This is a genomic window from Streptomyces sp. AN091965 (assembly GCF_022698285.1).
Taxonomy (GTDB): Bacteria; Actinomycetota; Actinomycetes; order Streptomycetales; family Streptomycetaceae; genus Streptomyces.
This window is the reverse complement of the sequence record NZ_JALDMY010000001.1, coordinates 7878209-7894133: the sequence shown is the minus strand read 5'-3', so window position 1 is coordinate 7894133 and position 15925 is coordinate 7878209. Positions and strand designations below refer to the sequence as shown.

The window sequence follows — 15925 nt, the reverse complement described above, 5'->3', positions numbered from 1 at the left end:
CAGAGGCAAGAAGCGTCGGCCCTCCCGCCCCCGGGCCACCGGGCCACACGGGCCGTGAGCCGCCCGGCTACCGGTTCGCCACCGCCTGCTTCACCAGGGTCTTGCCGAAGTCCCAGATCAGCCCGCCGCCCCCGTGCGCCTCGTCCATGACGTCGGTGAAGGCCTCGACGAAGCGGTCGACCTCCTTCTCGCCGATGATCAGCGGCGGGATGAGCTTGATGACCTCCAGGTGGTCGCCGGAGACCTGGGTGAGGATCCGGTGCTTCTGGAGCAGCGGTACGACCACCATCTGCGCGAACAAGCCCTTGCGGGCGGCCTGGAGCATGGTCCAGCGGCTGCGCAGCTTCAGGGACTTCGGCCTGCCGAACTCGATGCCGATCATCAGGCCGCGACCACGGACGTCACTGAGCAGCTCGTACTTGTCGACGAGTGCCGCGAGCCGGGTCCTGAGCAGGTCGCCCGTCTCGCGGGCGTTCGCGACGGTCCGCTCGTCGTCCATGACGGCGAGGACGGCGAGCCCGGCCGCCATGGCCTGCGCGTTGGATCCGAAGCTCGCGGAGTGGACCAGGACCCGGTCCATGGACGAGTAGACCTTCTTGAAGATCCAGTCCTTGCCGAGGGTCGCGCCGACCGGGACGTAGCCGCCGGACAGCGCCTTGGCCACGCACACCAGGTCGGGCTCCACGCCCTCCTCGTGCTGGTGGGCGTAGAAGGCGCCGGTCCTGCCGAGCCCGGTCTGCACCTCGTCGGCGATCAGGAGCGCCTTGTGCTGGTGGAGGAGGTCCTGGGCGGCGCGCAGATAGCCGGGCGGGGGCTCGTGCACGCCCTTGCCCTGGACGGGCTCGACGATCAGGGCGGCCACGTCCCCGCGCCTGAGCTCCCGGCGCAGCGCGTCGAGGTCGCCGAGGGGCACGGCCGTGTCCGGCAGGAGCGGGGCGAAGCCGTCGCGGAAGCCGGTCTCGCCGTTCACGGAAAGGGAGCCGGTGGTCAGGCCGTGGAAGGCGTGCGCGCAGTACAGGATCCGCGGTCTGCCGGTGGCGTAGCGGGCGAACTTCAGGGCGGTCTCGACGGCCTCGGTGCCGCTGTTGCCGAAGAAGACCCGGTCCAGGTACGGGCTGTGCGCGAGCAGCCGCTCGGCGAGCAGTCCGGGCAGCGGCTGGCAGTCGAAGCGGGTCAGATCGGCGAGGGAGGCGTCGAGCACGTCGTGCAGGGCCTTGCGGACGACCGGGTGGTGGCGGCCGAGACCCATGACGCCGAACCCGGCGAGCATGTCCAGGTAGTCCTGTCCCTCGGCGTCCCAGAAGTAGGCGCCCTCCGCGCGTTCGTAGACCTTGTCGAAGCCGATGGTGTGCAGCATGCGCGGCAGCTGGTGGTTGAGGTGCCGGGTGTGCAGCTCGTACCGCTCGCCGCCGCGCTCGGCGAGCAGTCTGCCGAGGTCGAACTCCTTGCCGGTGCTTGTCATGCTCGGTTCTCCTCGCCGGGTGTCCCGGCTGTCTTCGGGCCGGACTCCCCGACCTCCTGCGGGCCGGGCACCCCGGCCGTCTCGCGGGCTCCGGCCCGCGCCGCGTCCTGGCGGGCCATCGTCGCGCTGACGCGGCCCGCGATCTCCACCGGGGTGAGGCCGACGTCGGCGAGGACCTCGCCGCGCTTGGCGTGCGCGAGGAACTGCTCCGGAATGCCGAAGCGCCTCACGGGGACGTCCACTTCGGCGTCGTCGAGGGCGAGGGCCACGGCCGAGCCGACGCCGCCCGCGCGGCTGTTGTCCTCCACGACCGCGACGAGCCGGTGCCGCGCGGCGAGCGGCGGCAGGGCGGCGTCGACGGGCTTGACCCAGCGCGGGTCGACGACCGTGCAGCCGATGCCCCGCTCCGCGAGGAGGTCGGCGGCCTGGAGGCACACCGGTGCCATCACGCCGACGGCGACGAGCAGCACGGCCGGGTCCGGGTCCTGACGCAGGACGTCCATGGCGCCCACCCGGTCCACGGCCGGGATCGCGGGCCCCACCGACTCCTTGGGGAAGCGCAGCAGGGTCGGCGCGTCGTCGACGTTCACGGCCTCGCGCAGCTGGACGCGGAGCTGGTCGGCGTCGCGGGGCGCGGCGATCCTGAGGCCCGGCACGACCTGGAGGACGGACATGTCCCACATGCCGTTGTGCGAGGGCCCGTCGGCGCCGGTGACCCCGGCCCGGTCGAGCACGAAGGTGACGCCGCACCGGTGCAGCGCCACGTCCATCAGGAGCTGGTCGAAGGCGCGGTTGAGGAAGGTGGCGTAGACGGCGACGACGGGGTGGAGCCCGCCGGTGGCCAGTCCCGCGGCGGCCACGGCCGCGTGCTGCTCGGCGATGCCGACGTCCCAGACGCGGTCGGGGTAGGCCGCCGCGAACCCGGTGAGCCCGACGGGGTGCAGCATGGCGGCGGTGAGGGCGACGACGTCCTCGCGCTCGGCCCCGATGCGGACGATCTCGTCACCGAACACGGAGGTCCAGGAGGGGCCGTTGGACGGGGCGAGCGGCTCGCAGGTGAGGGGGTCCATGACGCCGACGGTGTGGAAGCGGTCGGCCTCGTCGGCGAGCGCGGGTTCGTAGCCGCGGCCCTTCTCGGTGAGGCAGTGGATGAGGACGGGGCCGTGGAAGCGCTTCGCGCGGCGCAGCGCGGACTCGACGGCCTTGATGTCGTGGCCGTCGATGGGGCCGACGTACTTCAGACCGAGGTCCTCGAACATGCCCTGGGGCGCGAAGGCGTCCTTGAAGCCCTTCTTGGCGCCGTGCAGGGACTCGTACAGCGTCCGGCCGACCACGGGGGTGTGCTGGAGGACGTCCTTGCCCCAGGCGAGGACCTTCTCGTAGCTGTCGGTGGTGCGCAGGGTCGCGAGGTGGTTGGCGAGGCCGCCGATGGTGGGGGCGTAGGAGCGCTCGTTGTCGTTGACGACGATGATCAGCGGCTGGTCCTTGGCGGCCGCGATGTTGTTGAGCGCCTCCCAGGCCATGCCGCCGGTGAGGGCGCCGTCGCCGATGACGGCGACGACGTGGCCCCGCTCCCCCAGGACGCGGCGGGCCTTGGCGAGGCCGTCGGCCCAGCCGAGCGCGGTGGAGGCGTGGCTGTTCTCGACGATGTCGTGCGCGGACTCCTCGCGCGAGGGGTAGCCGGACAGACCGCCCTTGCCGCGCAGCTTCGAGAAGTCCTGACGCCCAGTCAGGAGCTTGTGCACGTAGCTCTGGTGGCCGGTGTCCCACACCAGGCGGTCCACGGGCGACTCGAAGACCCGGTGCAGGGCGATGGTCAGCTCGACCACCCCCAGATTGGGCCCGAGGTGTCCGCCGGTCCGCGCGACCGCGTGCACCAGGAACTCCCGGATCTCTTCGGCCAGTTCGGCCAGTTCGGACTCGGTCAGCGCCTTCAGGTCGCGCGGCCCTCGGATGGTTTCCAGGATGGTCATGCTCAGGCCCCCTAACTGGTTGTCCTCAGCTCACCGTGACGTCGGGCTCCCCGGACGGGACCCCGGCGGCCTCCATCCGCGCGGCGATCTTCATCGCCTCTTCGATCAGCGTCTCCACGATCTTCGACTCGGGCACCGTCTTGATGACCTCGCCCTTGACGAAGATCTGCCCCTTGCCATTGCCGGACGCCACCCCGAGATCAGCCTCACGCGCCTCACCCGGACCATTGACGACACAGCCCATCACCGCCACCCGCAGCGGCACCTCCATGCCCTCAAGCCCCGCGGTCACCTCGTCCGCCAGCTTGTACACATCCACCTGCGCCCGCCCGCACGACGGACACGACACGATCTCCAGACGCCGCTGCCGCAGGTTCAACGACTCCAGGATCTGGATACCCACCTTGACCTCCTCCGCCGGAGGAGCCGACAGCGAAACCCGGATCGTGTCCCCGATCCCCTCCGACAACAGCGCACCGAACGCCACCGCCGACTTGATCGTGCCCTGGAACGCCGGACCCGCCTCCGTCACACCCAGATGCAGCGGATAGTCACACGCCGCAGCCAGCTGCCGGTAAGCGTTGACCATCACCACCGGATCGTTGTGCTTCACCGAGATCTTGATGTCCCGGAAACCGTGCTCCTCGAACAGCGAGGCCTCCCACAGCGCCGACTCCACCAACGCCTCCGGCGTGGCCTTGCCGTACTTCGCCAGCAGACGCCGGTCGAGCGACCCGGCGTTCACCCCGATGCGGATCGGGACCGCGGCGGCGGACGCCGCCCGCGCGATCTCCCTGACCTTGTCGTCGAACTGCTTGATGTTCCCCGGGTTCACCCGCACCGCCGCACACCCCGCGTCGATCGCCGCGAACACGTACTTCGGCTGGAAGTGAATGTCCGCGATCACCGGAATCTGCGACTTCCGCGCGATCACCGCCAACGCGTCCGCGTCATCCTGCGTAGGACACGCCACCCGCACGATCTGACACCCGGACGCCGTCAGCTCCGCGATCTGCTGAAGCGTCGCCCCGATGTCCGACGTACGCGTCGTCGTCATCGACTGCACCGACACCGGAGCGCCGCCCCCGACGGCCACCGACCCGACCTGGATGCGCCGCGCAGTGCGGCGCTCCGCTATCGGGCGGGCCGGTGGCTCGGGCAGGCCCAGGGAGACAGGGCCTGAAGGGGTCATGACGTCACCGGTTCCCGGAGACGGTCTCACGCATGGCGCGCAGCGACTCCTTCAGCGACCCCATCGTGGCGAGCACGGCCGTCGGCTCGTACCCGCAGTGCGCCATGCAGTTGGCGCACCGGTCGTCCTTGCCACGGCCGTACTTGCTCCAGTCCGTCTCCTCGATCAGCTCCCGGTACGTCGGTACGTAGCCGTCGCTCATCAGATAGCAGGGGCGCTGCCAGCCGAAGAGCGAGTAGTTCGGGATGGCCCACGCCGTGCACTGGAAGTCGACCTTGCCCTCCAGGAAGTCCAGGAAGAGCGGCGAGTGGTTCAGGCGCCAGCGGAGCCTGTTGCCGCCGGCGAAGGCCTTCTTGAACAGCTCGCGGGTCTGCTCGACGCCGAGGAAGTGCTCCTGGTCCGGCGCCTTCTCGTAGGCGTAGGCGGGCGAGAGCATCATCTCGTCGACCTTCAGGTCGTCGTTGAGGAAGTTCAGGACCTCGATGATGGTCTGCGGGGTGTCCGTGTTGAAGAAGGTCGAGTTGGTGGTCACCCGGAAGCCGCGGCGCTGGGCCTCCTTGATGGCGGCCACGGCCTCGTCGAACACACCCTCCTTCGCCACGGACTCGTCGTGGCGCTCCCGCATGCCGTCGATGTGCACGGCGAACGCGAAGTACGGCGACGGCGTGAACTTGTCCATCTTCTTGCGCAGCAGCATGGCGTTCGTGCACAGGAAGACGAACTTCTTCCGGGCCACCAACTGGCGCACGATCTCATCGATCTGAGGGTGCATCAGCGGCTCGCCGCCCGCGATGGACACCATCGGAGCGCCGGACTCGAGCACGGCCCCCACGGCCTGGGCCACCGGCATGCGCTGCTTGAGCACACCGGCCGGGTGCTGGATCTTGCCGCAGCCCTCGCACTTCAGATTGCACGCGAACAGCGGCTCCAACTCGACGATCAAAGGAAACTTGTCACGCTTGCGCAGCTTCTGTTCAAAGAGATAGGTAGCGACCTTGATTGACTGACGCAGCGGCATAGCCATCTGGCTCACCTCCGGGGGAGCGGCGAAGATCGGTGCCATTCGAAAAAAGCGGGAAGCACGGCGCGGAGCACGCGGAAGGCCGATATTCCACCGCGGACCGTGCCGATGCGGACGAGTTCGTGCTGGGGGGCGTCGACGACCACCCGGACGGCCGCAACCGGCCGGGGTCCGGCCGTGACGGCAGTGCGCAGCGTGACGGCGGACTCCATGTCGACCGCGATCGCGCCGGTGGCGAGCAGGTCGCCGCGTTCGTGGCCGCGGACGACGTGGTCGGAGCCCGTGAGCGGGCCGGTGTGCACGGTGCGGCCCGGCACGGCCCGCACCAGCTCCTCGACCAGGAGCGCGGTGCCCACACACGGGGTGCGGCCACCGTCGTGCCGGGTCTCCTCGGCGACGACGAGGTCACCGGGGTGCATGCCGGGGGCGAGCCCGGCGCAGAACCCGGTCGCCACGACGGCCGCGTCGCGCAGGGAGCCCTTGCCGAGCGCCCGGGTGACGGCACGCTCGGCAGCCTTCGGGCCCATGCCCGTGCGCAGCACGGTCACGGGACCCCGGGCGCCGCCGCGGTCGGCGGTGCGCAGGGCGAGGCGCTCGATGCCGAGCGCACAGGCGACGAGCAGCGGAGCGGGCCCCGGGCGCGCCGGGTCCGTGCTCATCAGCTCCCCTTGCCCAAGCCGCCGACGGACGGCTCGCCGTGCACGTACCGGCCGAGGGCGGTCAGCGGGAAGACCTGCCGGTACAGGTGGTAGTTGATCGAGAAGTCCCAGGGGAAGCCGGTGCCGGTGAAGTACGGCTCGTCCCAGGAGCCGTCCTCGCGCTGGCTCTCGGCCAGCCAGGCGACGCCCCGCTCGACGGCCTTGGAGTCCCGCTCCCCGGCGGCGAGCAGCGCGATGAGCGCCCACGCGGTCTGTGACGCCGTGGACGCGCCGTGCCCGATCCACTGCTCGTCGCGGTACGAGCGCAGGTCCTCGCCCCAGCCGCCGTCGTCGTTCTGCACCGACTCCAGCCAGGCGACCGCGCGGCGGATCGCCCCGTGCGCGGCGGGCAGACCGGCCGCGACGAGGGCGGGCACCACGGAGCCCGTGCCGTAGACGTAGTTGACGCCCCAGCGGCCGAACCAGGCGCCGTTCGCCTCCTGTTCGGCGAGGAGCCACTCGATGCCGCGGCGGGTGCGCGGGTCGTGGGACTTGCCCTCGTAGGCGAGCATCTCCACGACGTGCGCGGTGACGTCGGCGGACGGCGGGTCGATGACCTCGCCGAAGTCGCAGAACGGCAGCTTGTTCGGCAGCGGGCTGGTGTTGTCGACGTCGAAGGCGGCCCAGGCGCCGTTCCTGGACTGCATGCCCAGGTTCCAGTCCACGCCCCGGGCGATGGCGCTGTCCATCCGGCGCGGGTCCGGGTGGGCGACGCGGCGCAGCGCGAGGACCACCTCGGCGGTGTCGTCGATGTCGGGGTAGTTGTCGTTGTGGAACTCGAACGCCCAGCCGCCCGGCGTGAGCCGGGGCTTGCGCACCGACCAGTCGCCGGGCCTGACGATCTGCTCGCCCAGCATCCAGTCCGCGGCCTTCACCAGCTGCGGGTGGTCGGCGGGCACCCCGGCGTCGGCGAGGGCGATCGTGGCCAGACAGGTGTCCCACACCGGGGACTGACAGGCCTCGATCATCCGCGCGCCGTCCTCGCGCCACACCGCGAACCGGTCGAGCGACTCGATGCCCGCCTTGAGTACGGGGTGGTCGAGGTCGTAGCCGAGCAGGTGCAGCGCGATGACGGAGTACACGGCGGGAGGCTGGATGCCGCCCCAGCAGCCGTCGTTCTCCTGCCGCTCGATGATCCAGCGCGCGGCGCTGTTCATCGCGGCCTTGCGCAGACCGCGCGGCGCGACCTTGTGGTAGACGTGCAGCGCCTTGTCGAGGCGCTGGAAGAGGCCGTCCCAACTCGCCACCGGGGCAAGGGGTTTGGGCGGGTTCGGCACGGCCGGGTCGGTGTGCAGCTCGTCGAGCGGGAAGGGCGCGGGGCGCACCGGACGCTTCGCGGAGACGATGGTCAGCGGCACGATGGTCTGCCGCGCCCAGCAGCCGAAGTCGTAGATGTTGAGCGGGAACCACTTCGGGAAGTAGAGGAGCTCCGGCGGGAGTTCGGGCAGGTCGTCCCACTTCCACCAGCCGAAGAGGGCGAGCCAGATCCGGGTGAAGACCCGGGCCGCGGCGATGCCGCCCTGCTCGCGGATCCAGGCGGAGGCCTTCGCCATGTGCGGCGCGTCCGGCGCGTCCCCGGCGAGGCGCAGGGCCACATAGGCCTCGATGGTGGCGGAGAGCTCGCCGGGGCCGCCGTAGAAGGTGGCCCAGGTGCCGTCGTCGCGCTGCTCGCCGCGGATGAAGAGCGCGGCGGCGCGGGTGGTGTTCTCGTCCCTGATGCCGAGGAACTGGCGAAGGAGCAGGTCCTCGGCGTCCATGGACACGTTCGTCTCCAGGTCGCCCTTCCACCAGCCCTGGGGGTCCTGGCGGGACAGCAGGAACTCCGTGGAGCGCTCCACGGCACGCTTGGCGGCTTCCGGCGCCCCGGCCGCCCCGGGGTTCGTGTCAGGTGTTTCGGTGGCCGAGGCCGCGCGGGGCGTCACCGCTCCGGTGGAACCGTCGGTCGTCGCTGTCATGGCTTCCCCTTCGACGCAGTGCTTCTTCTCTGCTGGGTCCGCCGTCGGACACCGCCCGCACCCGGGCGGTGTTCGGCGACTGCGAGTCAGGTGTGCCCGATAGTGATCATCTCTTCCGTACGACGACGAAGTCGGCGAGCGCGGTGAGCTGCGCCCGCACCAGGTCCGGCATCTGGACCGCGTCCAGGGCCTCGATGGCGACGGCGTGCTGCCGTCGCGCCTCCTCGGCGGTCCATTCGCGGCCGCCCGCCTGCTCGATGAGCGCGGCGCGCGCGGCGAACTCCGCCTCGGAGAAGCTGTCGAAGTCATTGCTCTTGGCGTCGGCGGCGAGCAGCTCGCCGAGCTGCTCGGAGGCGGGGCCGCCCGCGGCGAGGGCTGCGACGACCGGCAGCGACTTCTTGCGCTGGCGCAGGTCGCTCCAGGTCTGCTTGCCGGTGGCCTCCGGGTCGCCCCAGATGCCGAGCAGGTCGTCGACGGCCTGGAAGGCGAGTCCGAGGTGGTAGCCGTACTTCTCCAGGACGTCGGCGGTGGCGTCGTCCGCGCCGCCGAGGACCGCGCCGATGGAGACCGCGCAGGCGAGCAGGGCACCCGTCTTGTTGCCCTCCATCTCCAGGCACTCCTCGACGGTGACCCGCTCGCGGTGCTCGTAGGAGATGTCCTGCGCCTGACCGTCGATGAGGGCGCGCGTCGCGGTGGTCAGGCGGCGCGTGGCGCGGCCCGCCTCGACGGTGCCGATCTCCAGGAGGACCTCGTTGGCGAGGGCGAACAGGGCGTCGCCGACGAGGATCGCCTGGGCGGGGCCGTGCACCTTCCACACGGTGTCGCGGTGGCGGCGCTGCTCGTCGCCGTCCATCAGGTCGTCGTGCAGGAGCGAGAAGTTGTGGACCAGTTCGACGGCCACCGCGCCGGGCACGCCGACCTCCGGGAGCGCGCCCGCGGCCTCGGCGGACAGGAGCGCGAGCGCGGGGCGCACGGCCTTGCCGCCGTCGCCGTCGGCCGGGTTGCCCGCGGCGTCGATCCAGCCGAAGTGGTAGGCGGCGACGGTGTCCATGGGGGGCGCGAGGCGGTCCACGGCGGTCCGCAGCACCGGGGTGGACAGTGTCCGGCCCCGCTCCAACAGCGCGGTCACGTCCACAGCGGCCGGTTGGGCCGAGGGCACAGTCGGCACAGTCTCTCCTCTAGTTCCGGTGCGGGGGTTCTGGGACGGCCCCAGAAGGTCGAGCGTCACGCCGCCTCCTCGAAGAGGTGGTCGCGCGGGCGGTCGAGCGCGGTCAGCGCCGCCCTCGCGGCACTGATACCGCTGCGAACAGCACTTTCCATCGTCGCGGGCCAGCCGGTGGCGGTCCACGCGCCGGCCAGGTAGAGCCCGCGCGCCTTGGTGTGCGCGCCCGGTCGCAGGCGGCCGACGCCCGGCGTCGGCGCGAACGTCGCCGTGCGCTCCCGGGTCACGAAGAAGTCCAGGACCCGTGCGCCGTGCGCGGCGGGCAGCAGGCGCTCGAGCTCGGGCAGATAGCGCTCCCTGAGCGCGGCCACGGGGGCGTCGATCTCGTCCTGGGCGGCCGACTGGGACACCGCGAGGTACTGGCCCGAGCGCAGCCCGGAGGCCTCGGTCCGGTCGAAGACCCACTGGACGGGGGTGCCGAGTGCGGCAAAGAAGGGCCGCTTGAGGACCTTGCGGTCGTAGACCACGTGGACGTTGAGGATCGGCGCGGTGTCGATGCCGAGCAGCCGGTCCGGGTCGTCGAGGGCGCCCTCCGGGAGCAGGTCGTGCGTCTCGGCCTGGGGCACCGCCAACACGACGGTATCGGCCTCGATGCGCTCGCCGGGAACCTCGACGCGCCAACCACCGTTCTTAGTAGGCGAGATGGAGGTGACACGTGTTCGCACTTCGGTACGGACGCCCGCGGAGTCGAGCGCCTTGCGCGCCAGGCGGTCATGGAGTTCACCGAGGGGCACCCGCGCCCAGCCGATGTCGGCGGCGCCCGGGTCCGAGAGCAGCCCGGTCTTGAAGACCATCGCGGCGAGGCCGAGCGAGGCATCGCCCGCGACGGCGTTCAGAGTGGCGACGCCGACGAGGTCCCACAGGGCCTCGATGGCACGCGTCGACTGACCGTGCGCGGCCAGCCAGCTGCCGAAGTTCTGGCTGTCGAGCGCCGGATCGGCCGGGTCGAGCCCCTTGAGGGCGAGCGCCGCGCGGCCCACCTGGGCGCGCTCGGCGAGCGACAGATGCGGATAGGTGGCGAGGCTCGCGGCCAGATGCAGCGGCACGGGCAGCGCGGTGCGGCGCAGCCGCCCGAGGCGATTGCGCTCGGCGTCGAGCACGGGGACGTCGAGGCGCTCCTGCAGCGGCGCCAGGTGCGCGCCCTCGACGCGGTCGAGGAACCAGCGGTAGGCGGTGCAGCAGCGCAGATAGACGTGCTGGCCGTTGTCGACGGTCAGCTCGCCGCGCTGGAAGGAGAAGGCGAGCCCGCCGAGCCGGGGGCGCCCTTCGAGGAGGGTGACGTCGAGCCCGGCGTCGGCGAGGGCGAGGGCGCTGGTGATCCCGGCGAGTCCGCCGCCGACGACGACGGCGGAGGTCCCCGGGCGCCCGCCGGGCGCTTCGCCGGGGTGATCCGCGTCCGTGTCACCGCCTGGTTCGGGCCGGCTGTCGTCCTGCCTCATGCGTCCTCCCTTTCGGCGGTTGCAGTCTGGGACGCCAAGGTCATGCGGAGGGTTGCCCGCCGGTCGTGGCGGTCGGAGCCGCCGGTGTCACGGCCGGGCGTCACGTGCGCCTCCTGACGGCCTGACGTGCGACATTGCGCGCGTCGAGGCCGGAGAGACCACGCACGGCGACATACGCCTTCTCGCGCCCCGGAAGGGAGACGCGGCCCCGCAGGACCGCTTCCGGCTCACGCTCGATGCGGTCGAGCAGACGGCGGTAGATGCCCGCCATCGCGGCCACGCAGGCGCCGCTGCGCCGGTCGAGCAGGGGCAGGAGGCGGTATCCCTCGGCGAACAGCGCGCGGGCCCGGCGCACTTCGAAGTGGACGAGGCCCGCGAAGTCGGACCCGGCGGGCGGCTCGGGCCGCGCGAACCCGGCGGAGCAGCCGAATTTGGCCAGGTCGTCGGCCGGGAGATAGGTCCGGCCCTCCAGGGCGTCCTCGCGAACGTCCCTCAGGATGTTGGTGAGTTGCAGCGCGAGCCCGAGCGTGTCGGCGTACTCCGGCGCGCGCTCCGCGTGCGGCGCCCCCGGCTCCGTGCCGAACACGCCGAGCGAGAGCCGCCCGATGGCCCCGGCCACGCACCGGCAGTAGACCTTGAGGTCGTCCCAGGTCTCGTACGTCTCGCCGCGCACGTCCATCAGGACGCCGTCGATCAGCTCGTCGAGCCCGCCCAGCGGGATCGGGAAGTGCCGCGCGGCATGGCTGAGCGCCACGGCCACGGGGTCGGTGTCGTCCTCCTCCACCGAGCCGTCGTGGATGCGGCCGAGCAGGCTCCGCGTCTCGTCGAGACGGGTCTGCTTGACGTCCGGCGCGAGCGCGCCGTCCCCGATGTCGTCCACGCGCCGTGAGAACGCGTAGAGCGCCGACATCGCGCGCCGCTTCGGCGTCGGCAGCAACCTGATGCCGTACGCGAAATTTCGTGCCTGCTGCCCGGTCACGGCCTCGCAATAGCTGTATGCGGCGAGTACCGGTGCGGACACGCGAGGTTCTGACTCCACGGTCCGGCTCACCCCTCTCCTCGCAGAACCGCACCCACCTCGCGCAGCAAACGCGGTTTCGTGGGCTTCGGCGGCCTTGGAAGTACGTCGTATCCGGCGGCGGCGATCGCCGAGACGGCCGCCCTCCCCCCTGCCACGAACCCTGCCAGCAGCAGCTTCAGCCTGCCGTGGACGCTACCCACCAGGGGGGTGCCTTCATTCAGGAGGCAGTGGGCGCGTTCCGCTTCAAACGCAACCAGGGCGCGCACCGACGCGCCTGCGGTAGGAGCGGCCAGATCCCGTTCCTGGACGTGAAAGCGCTTCATGTCCTGGGCGGGCAGATAGATCCGGTCGCGCCCGAGGTCCTCGCGCACGTCCTGGAGGTGCTCCACGATCTGGAGCGCGGTGCAGACGGAGTCCGAGAGCCGGATCCGCTCGGGTGTCGCGGTGCCGGTGATGGCGAGCACGAGGCGCCCGACCGGGTTCGCCGACAGTTCGCAGTAGGCGACGAGGTCGTCGTACGTCTCGTAGCGCTTGACGAGCTGGTCCTGGCGGTTGGCGGCGATCAGGCCGAGGAACGGCTCGGGGGTGAGGTCGCGGCGCCGCACGGTGGGCCCGAGGGCGCGCAGCAGGGGGTGGCCCGGCTCGGGACCCGCGGTGAAGACCTTGCGCAGATCGGCCTCGAAGGCGTCCAGGAGGGCGAGCGGGTCGCCCGCGGCCCCGGGGTCCGCGCCCAGGTAGCGGGCGTGGGCGGCACCACTGGCCAGGTCGGAGTCGCCGATGTCGTCGACCAGGCGGGCGAAGCCGTACACGGCCATGAGGTCCTCGCGCCAGGCGCGCGGGAGGAAGAACGGGGCCACGGGGAAGTTCTCGTCCGCGGCTTTGGCGAGGACTGCGGACGCATCGCGGAGCTGGAGATCGTCCGTAGCCATTGCCGTCACATCTCCCGTTCTACACTGCCGACCCAATACATCCTATTTCGGACACGCCGCCAAGGCCGCCCAGCGGCGCAGCGCGCCCCGCGCCCATCCAGGGAGCGATATCGCCCCACTTGCCGCGAATCAGCACCGGTACAGCTTACGTTGTACAACGGACAGCGCTTCGTCGGGGTGTTCCGCACATCACAAGAACGCACCGATTGGCTTCAATCTTCCCTGAACTCCTGTGACTTGGGAGAAGCCTGATGTCTGAAAACGAGTCAGGGCCCGGCCGGGGGTGTCCGGCGGGGCCCTGCTCCATTCGGCCGCGACCAGACGGCGGCCATCCGGCTACTTACCGGTGAACTTCTCGTACTCCTTGATGACCTCGTCGGTGGGTCCGTCCATGCGCAGCTCGCCGCGCTCCAGCCACAGGACCCGGTCGCAGGTGTCACGGATCGACTTGTTGTTGTGGCTGACCAGGAAGACCGTGCCCGCCTCCTTGCGCAGCTCGCGGATGCGGGCCTCGGAGCGCTTCTGGAACTTGCGGTCCCCCGTGGCCAGGGCCTCGTCGATCATCAGCACGTCGTGGTCCTTGGCCGCCGCGATGGAGAACCGCAGCCGCGCCGCCATCCCCGAGGAATACGTCCGCATCGGCAGCGTGATGAAGTCACCCTTCTCATTGATCCCCGAGAAGTCCACGATCTGCTGGTAACGCTCCTTGATCTGCTCCCGGCTCATCCCCATCGCAAGGCCGCCCAGGATCACATTGCGCTCCCCGGTCAGATCGTTCATCAGCGCCGCGTTCACCCCGAGCAGCGAGGGCTGCCCGTCGGTGTAGACCTTGCCGCGCTCGGCGGGCAGCAGACCCGCGATCGCCCGCAGCAGCGTCGACTTGCCCGACCCGTTCGACCCGATCAACCCGATCGCCTCACCCCGGTACGCGGTGAAACTCACCCCCCGCACCGCGTGCACCTTGCGCACACCCGGCGACTCACCCCGCCGCACGATCCGGCTCAACGCCGCCGTCGCACTGCCCTTGCCCGTCTTCCCACCGTTCACCCGGTACACGATGTGCAGCTCGTCCGCGATCACCGTGGGGCGGCGCGTCCCCGCGCCCTTGTCGTCAGCCACGGCCGTACCGCTCCTCTGCCTTCCAGAAGTAGACGAAGCCGCCCACGGCGACGAGCACGGACCAGCCGAGCGCGACCGCCCACACGTGCGGGGGCAGGTTCTCCGAGCCGTAGCCGTCGATGAGGGCGAAACGCATCAGGTCCATGAAGATGGCCGCCGGGTTCCACTGGAGGACGTCGGCGATCCAGGCCGGCTTGTCCTTCAGCATCACCGGGATGGAGAACATCACGCCGGACGCGTACATCCACGTGCGCATCACGAACGGCATCAGCTGGGCCAGGTCCGGCGTCTTGCTGCCGAGCCGGGCCATGACCAGGGCGAGCCCCGTGTTGAACAGGAACTGCAGGGCCAGGACCGGGACGATCAGGAGCCAGGAGAGCCGCGGGTAGCTGCCGAAGCCGATCGCCACGGCGAACAGCACGAGCATCGAGAACAGCAGCTGCTGGAGCTGCTGGAGCGAGAACGAGACGGGCAGCGAGGCGCGCGGGAAGTGCAGCGCGCGCACCAGGCCGAGGTTGCCCGAGATCGCCCGTACGCCCGCCATCACCGAGCTCTGCGTGAAGGTGAACACGAACACGCCCGTGACCAGGAACGGGATGTACACCTCCCGCGACATGCCGCGGTCGGCCTTGAGGATCAGGCCGAAGATGAGGAAGTAGACGGCCGCGTTGAGCAGCGGCGTCGCGACCTGCCAGAGCTGGCCGAGCTTGGCCTGGCTGTACTGGGCGGTCAGCTTCGCCTGCGAGAAGGCGAGGATGAAGTGGCGCCGGCCCCAGAGCTGGCGGACGTACTCCATGAGGCCCGGACGGGCACCGCTGACGGACAGCCCGTACTTGGCGGCGAGCTCGGCCGGGGAAAGCCCGTCGTCGGGCGACGGTGGCGCGGTCACCGCGACCCCACCGTCCTGCGTTGTCTCACTCACGAGTGGAAACTTTCGTCTTCAGATGCGCGGCCGGTCGGGCGTAGGCGTGGGCCAGGTCGGGCAGAGGCCGGGCCAGGGACCGGGATACGGCCCGAATGTTCTCAGACCAGAGCTTGTCAGATGACAGGAGGTCGGCCCAGTCGGGTCAGGCGCCACACCGTGCGCCAGCTCATGGGCCTGCGGGGCCCGCACGGGCTGGTCCAGCCCTCCTTGAAGCCGCCGAACCAGGCCTTCAGGGCGGGCCGCGAGGGGCGCCGGGCCAGGGTCAGGAGCAGCCACACGCCCAGGTACACGGGGACCAGGAGCGCGGGCAGGTTGCGGCGGGCGAGCCAGACGCGGTTGCGGGCCACCATGCGGTGGTAGACCGCGTGCCGGGAGGGCGCCGTGGTCGGGTGGTACAGGACCATGTCGGCGCGGTAGTCGATCATCCAGCCCGCGTTCAGCGCCCGCCAGGCGAGGTCGGTCTCCTCGTGGGCGTAGAAGAACTCGTCGGGCAGGCCGCCGACCTGTTCCAGGACCTTGGTGCGGACGGCGTTGGCGCCGCCGAGGAACGTCGTCACGCGCGAGGAGCGCATCGGGTCGGACGCGCGCAGGCGCGGCACGTGCCGGCGCTGGGTGACGCCCGTGTCCGGGTCGGCGATGCGGAAGCTGATGATCCCGAGAGCCGGGTCGGCGGCGAAGGCCTCGCGGCACAGCCGAGCGGTGTCGGTGTGCGCCAGGAGGCCGTCGTCGTCGAGGAACAGCAGGATGTCGACGTCGGTGCCACCGGGCCCGAAGGCCTCGATGCCGACGTTGCGCCCGCCGGGGATGCCCAGGTTCTCGGGCAGTTCTATGGTGCGGACGCCCGGCGGGACGTCGGGCACGGGGGCGCCGTTGCCGACGACCACCACCTCGACCGGGTCGCCGTCCTGCTTGGCGACGGAGTCGAGCAGCGCCCGCAGCTCCTGCGGGCGGTTGCCCATGGTGATGATG

The 15925-nt window shown here is 71.0% G+C and carries 13 protein-coding genes; all 13 read right to left on the bottom strand.

The window, feature by feature from the left end; genetic code table 11:
- Nucleotides 1-67: 67 nt before the first annotated feature.
- On the bottom strand, nt 68-1462 hold the full coding sequence (locus tag MQV74_RS33475; protein ID WP_242726401.1) for an aspartate aminotransferase family protein: 1395 nt from the start codon (nt 1460-1462) through the stop codon (nt 68-70).
- Nucleotides 1459-3435 carry a 1-deoxy-D-xylulose-5-phosphate synthase gene (gene dxs / locus MQV74_RS33470; RefSeq protein WP_242726398.1) on the bottom strand — a complete coding sequence of 659 codons (1977 nt, stop codon included), beginning with the start codon at nt 3433-3435 and terminating at the stop codon, nt 1459-1461. The genes MQV74_RS33475 and dxs overlap by 4 nt, the downstream gene beginning before the upstream one ends.
- A gap of 25 nt (nt 3436-3460) precedes the next feature.
- Nucleotides 3461-4627 carry a flavodoxin-dependent (E)-4-hydroxy-3-methylbut-2-enyl-diphosphate synthase gene (ispG, locus tag MQV74_RS33465; RefSeq protein WP_242726396.1) on the bottom strand — a complete coding sequence of 389 codons (1167 nt, stop codon included), beginning with the start codon at nt 4625-4627 and terminating at the stop codon, nt 3461-3463.
- A 4-nt stretch (nt 4628-4631) separates the two neighbouring features.
- Complete coding sequence (hpnH, locus tag MQV74_RS33460) at nt 4632-5651, bottom strand: adenosyl-hopene transferase HpnH (RefSeq protein ID WP_138962791.1); 1020 nt, start codon at nt 5649-5651, stop codon at nt 4632-4634.
- 5 nt (nt 5652-5656) lie between these two features.
- Complete coding sequence (locus tag MQV74_RS33455; RefSeq protein ID WP_242726394.1) at nt 5657-6307, bottom strand: phosphorylase family protein; 651 nt, start codon at nt 6305-6307, stop codon at nt 5657-5659.
- A complete protein-coding gene (shc, locus tag MQV74_RS33450) occupies nt 6307-8301 on the bottom strand; it encodes a squalene--hopene cyclase (protein WP_242726392.1) in 1995 nt (664 codons plus the stop codon). The genes MQV74_RS33455 and shc overlap by 1 nt, the downstream gene beginning before the upstream one ends.
- A gap of 106 nt (nt 8302-8407) precedes the next feature.
- Nucleotides 8408-9529: a polyprenyl synthetase family protein gene (locus MQV74_RS33445; RefSeq protein ID WP_242726390.1), complete on the bottom strand. Its 1122-nt coding sequence runs from the start codon at nt 9527-9529 to the stop codon at nt 8408-8410.
- Nucleotides 9526-10962 carry a hydroxysqualene dehydroxylase HpnE gene (gene hpnE / locus MQV74_RS33440; RefSeq protein WP_242726388.1) on the bottom strand — a complete coding sequence of 479 codons (1437 nt, stop codon included), beginning with the start codon at nt 10960-10962 and terminating at the stop codon, nt 9526-9528. Before hpnE ends, MQV74_RS33445 begins: the two co-directional genes overlap by 4 nt.
- Before the next feature lie 100 nt (nt 10963-11062).
- Nucleotides 11063-12013 (bottom strand): presqualene diphosphate synthase HpnD, encoded by a 951-nt coding sequence (hpnD, locus tag MQV74_RS33435; protein WP_172387452.1) that lies wholly within the window; start codon nt 12011-12013, stop codon nt 11063-11065.
- Nucleotides 12010-12912 carry a squalene synthase HpnC gene (gene hpnC / locus MQV74_RS33430; protein WP_242726377.1) on the bottom strand — a complete coding sequence of 301 codons (903 nt, stop codon included), beginning with the start codon at nt 12910-12912 and terminating at the stop codon, nt 12010-12012. Before hpnC ends, hpnD begins: the two co-directional genes overlap by 4 nt.
- Before the next feature lie 336 nt (nt 12913-13248).
- Nucleotides 13249-14031, bottom strand: coding sequence for an ABC transporter ATP-binding protein (locus MQV74_RS33425; protein ID WP_242726375.1), 783 nt, complete (start codon nt 14029-14031; stop codon nt 13249-13251).
- A complete protein-coding gene (locus MQV74_RS33420; RefSeq protein WP_242726373.1) occupies nt 14024-14953 on the bottom strand; it encodes an ABC transporter permease in 930 nt (309 codons plus the stop codon). The genes MQV74_RS33425 and MQV74_RS33420 overlap by 8 nt, the downstream gene beginning before the upstream one ends.
- 116 nt (nt 14954-15069) lie before the next feature.
- Nucleotides 15070-15915 (bottom strand): glycosyltransferase family 2 protein, encoded by an 846-nt coding sequence (locus MQV74_RS33415; protein ID WP_051855813.1) that lies wholly within the window; start codon nt 15913-15915, stop codon nt 15070-15072.
- Between the last annotated feature and the right edge of the window lie 10 nt (nt 15916-15925).

Bases quoted from the DNA above. Each gene is read 5' to 3' on its own strand.
- hpnE (WP_242726388.1), bottom strand. From the start codon at position 10,962: ATGAGGCAGGACGACAGCCGGCCCGAACCAGGCGGTGACACGGACGCG.
- shc (WP_242726392.1), bottom strand. From the start codon at position 8,301: ATGACAGCGACGACCGACGGTTCCACCGGAGCGGTGACGCCCCGCGCG.
- MQV74_RS33415 (WP_051855813.1), bottom strand. From the start codon at position 15,915: ATGGGCAACCGCCCGCAGGAGCTGCGGGCGCTGCTCGACTCCGTCGCC.
- MQV74_RS33455 (WP_242726394.1), bottom strand. From the start codon at position 6,307: ATGAGCACGGACCCGGCGCGCCCGGGGCCCGCTCCGCTGCTCGTCGCC.
- MQV74_RS33475 (WP_242726401.1), bottom strand. From the start codon at position 1,462: ATGACAAGCACCGGCAAGGAGTTCGACCTCGGCAGACTGCTCGCCGAG.
- hpnC (WP_242726377.1), bottom strand. From the start codon at position 12,912: ATGGCTACGGACGATCTCCAGCTCCGCGATGCGTCCGCAGTCCTCGCC.
- ispG (WP_242726396.1), bottom strand. From the start codon at position 4,627: ATGACCCCTTCAGGCCCTGTCTCCCTGGGCCTGCCCGAGCCACCGGCC.
- hpnH (WP_138962791.1), bottom strand. From the start codon at position 5,651: ATGGCTATGCCGCTGCGTCAGTCAATCAAGGTCGCTACCTATCTCTTT.
- dxs (WP_242726398.1), bottom strand. From the start codon at position 3,435: ATGACCATCCTGGAAACCATCCGAGGGCCGCGCGACCTGAAGGCGCTG.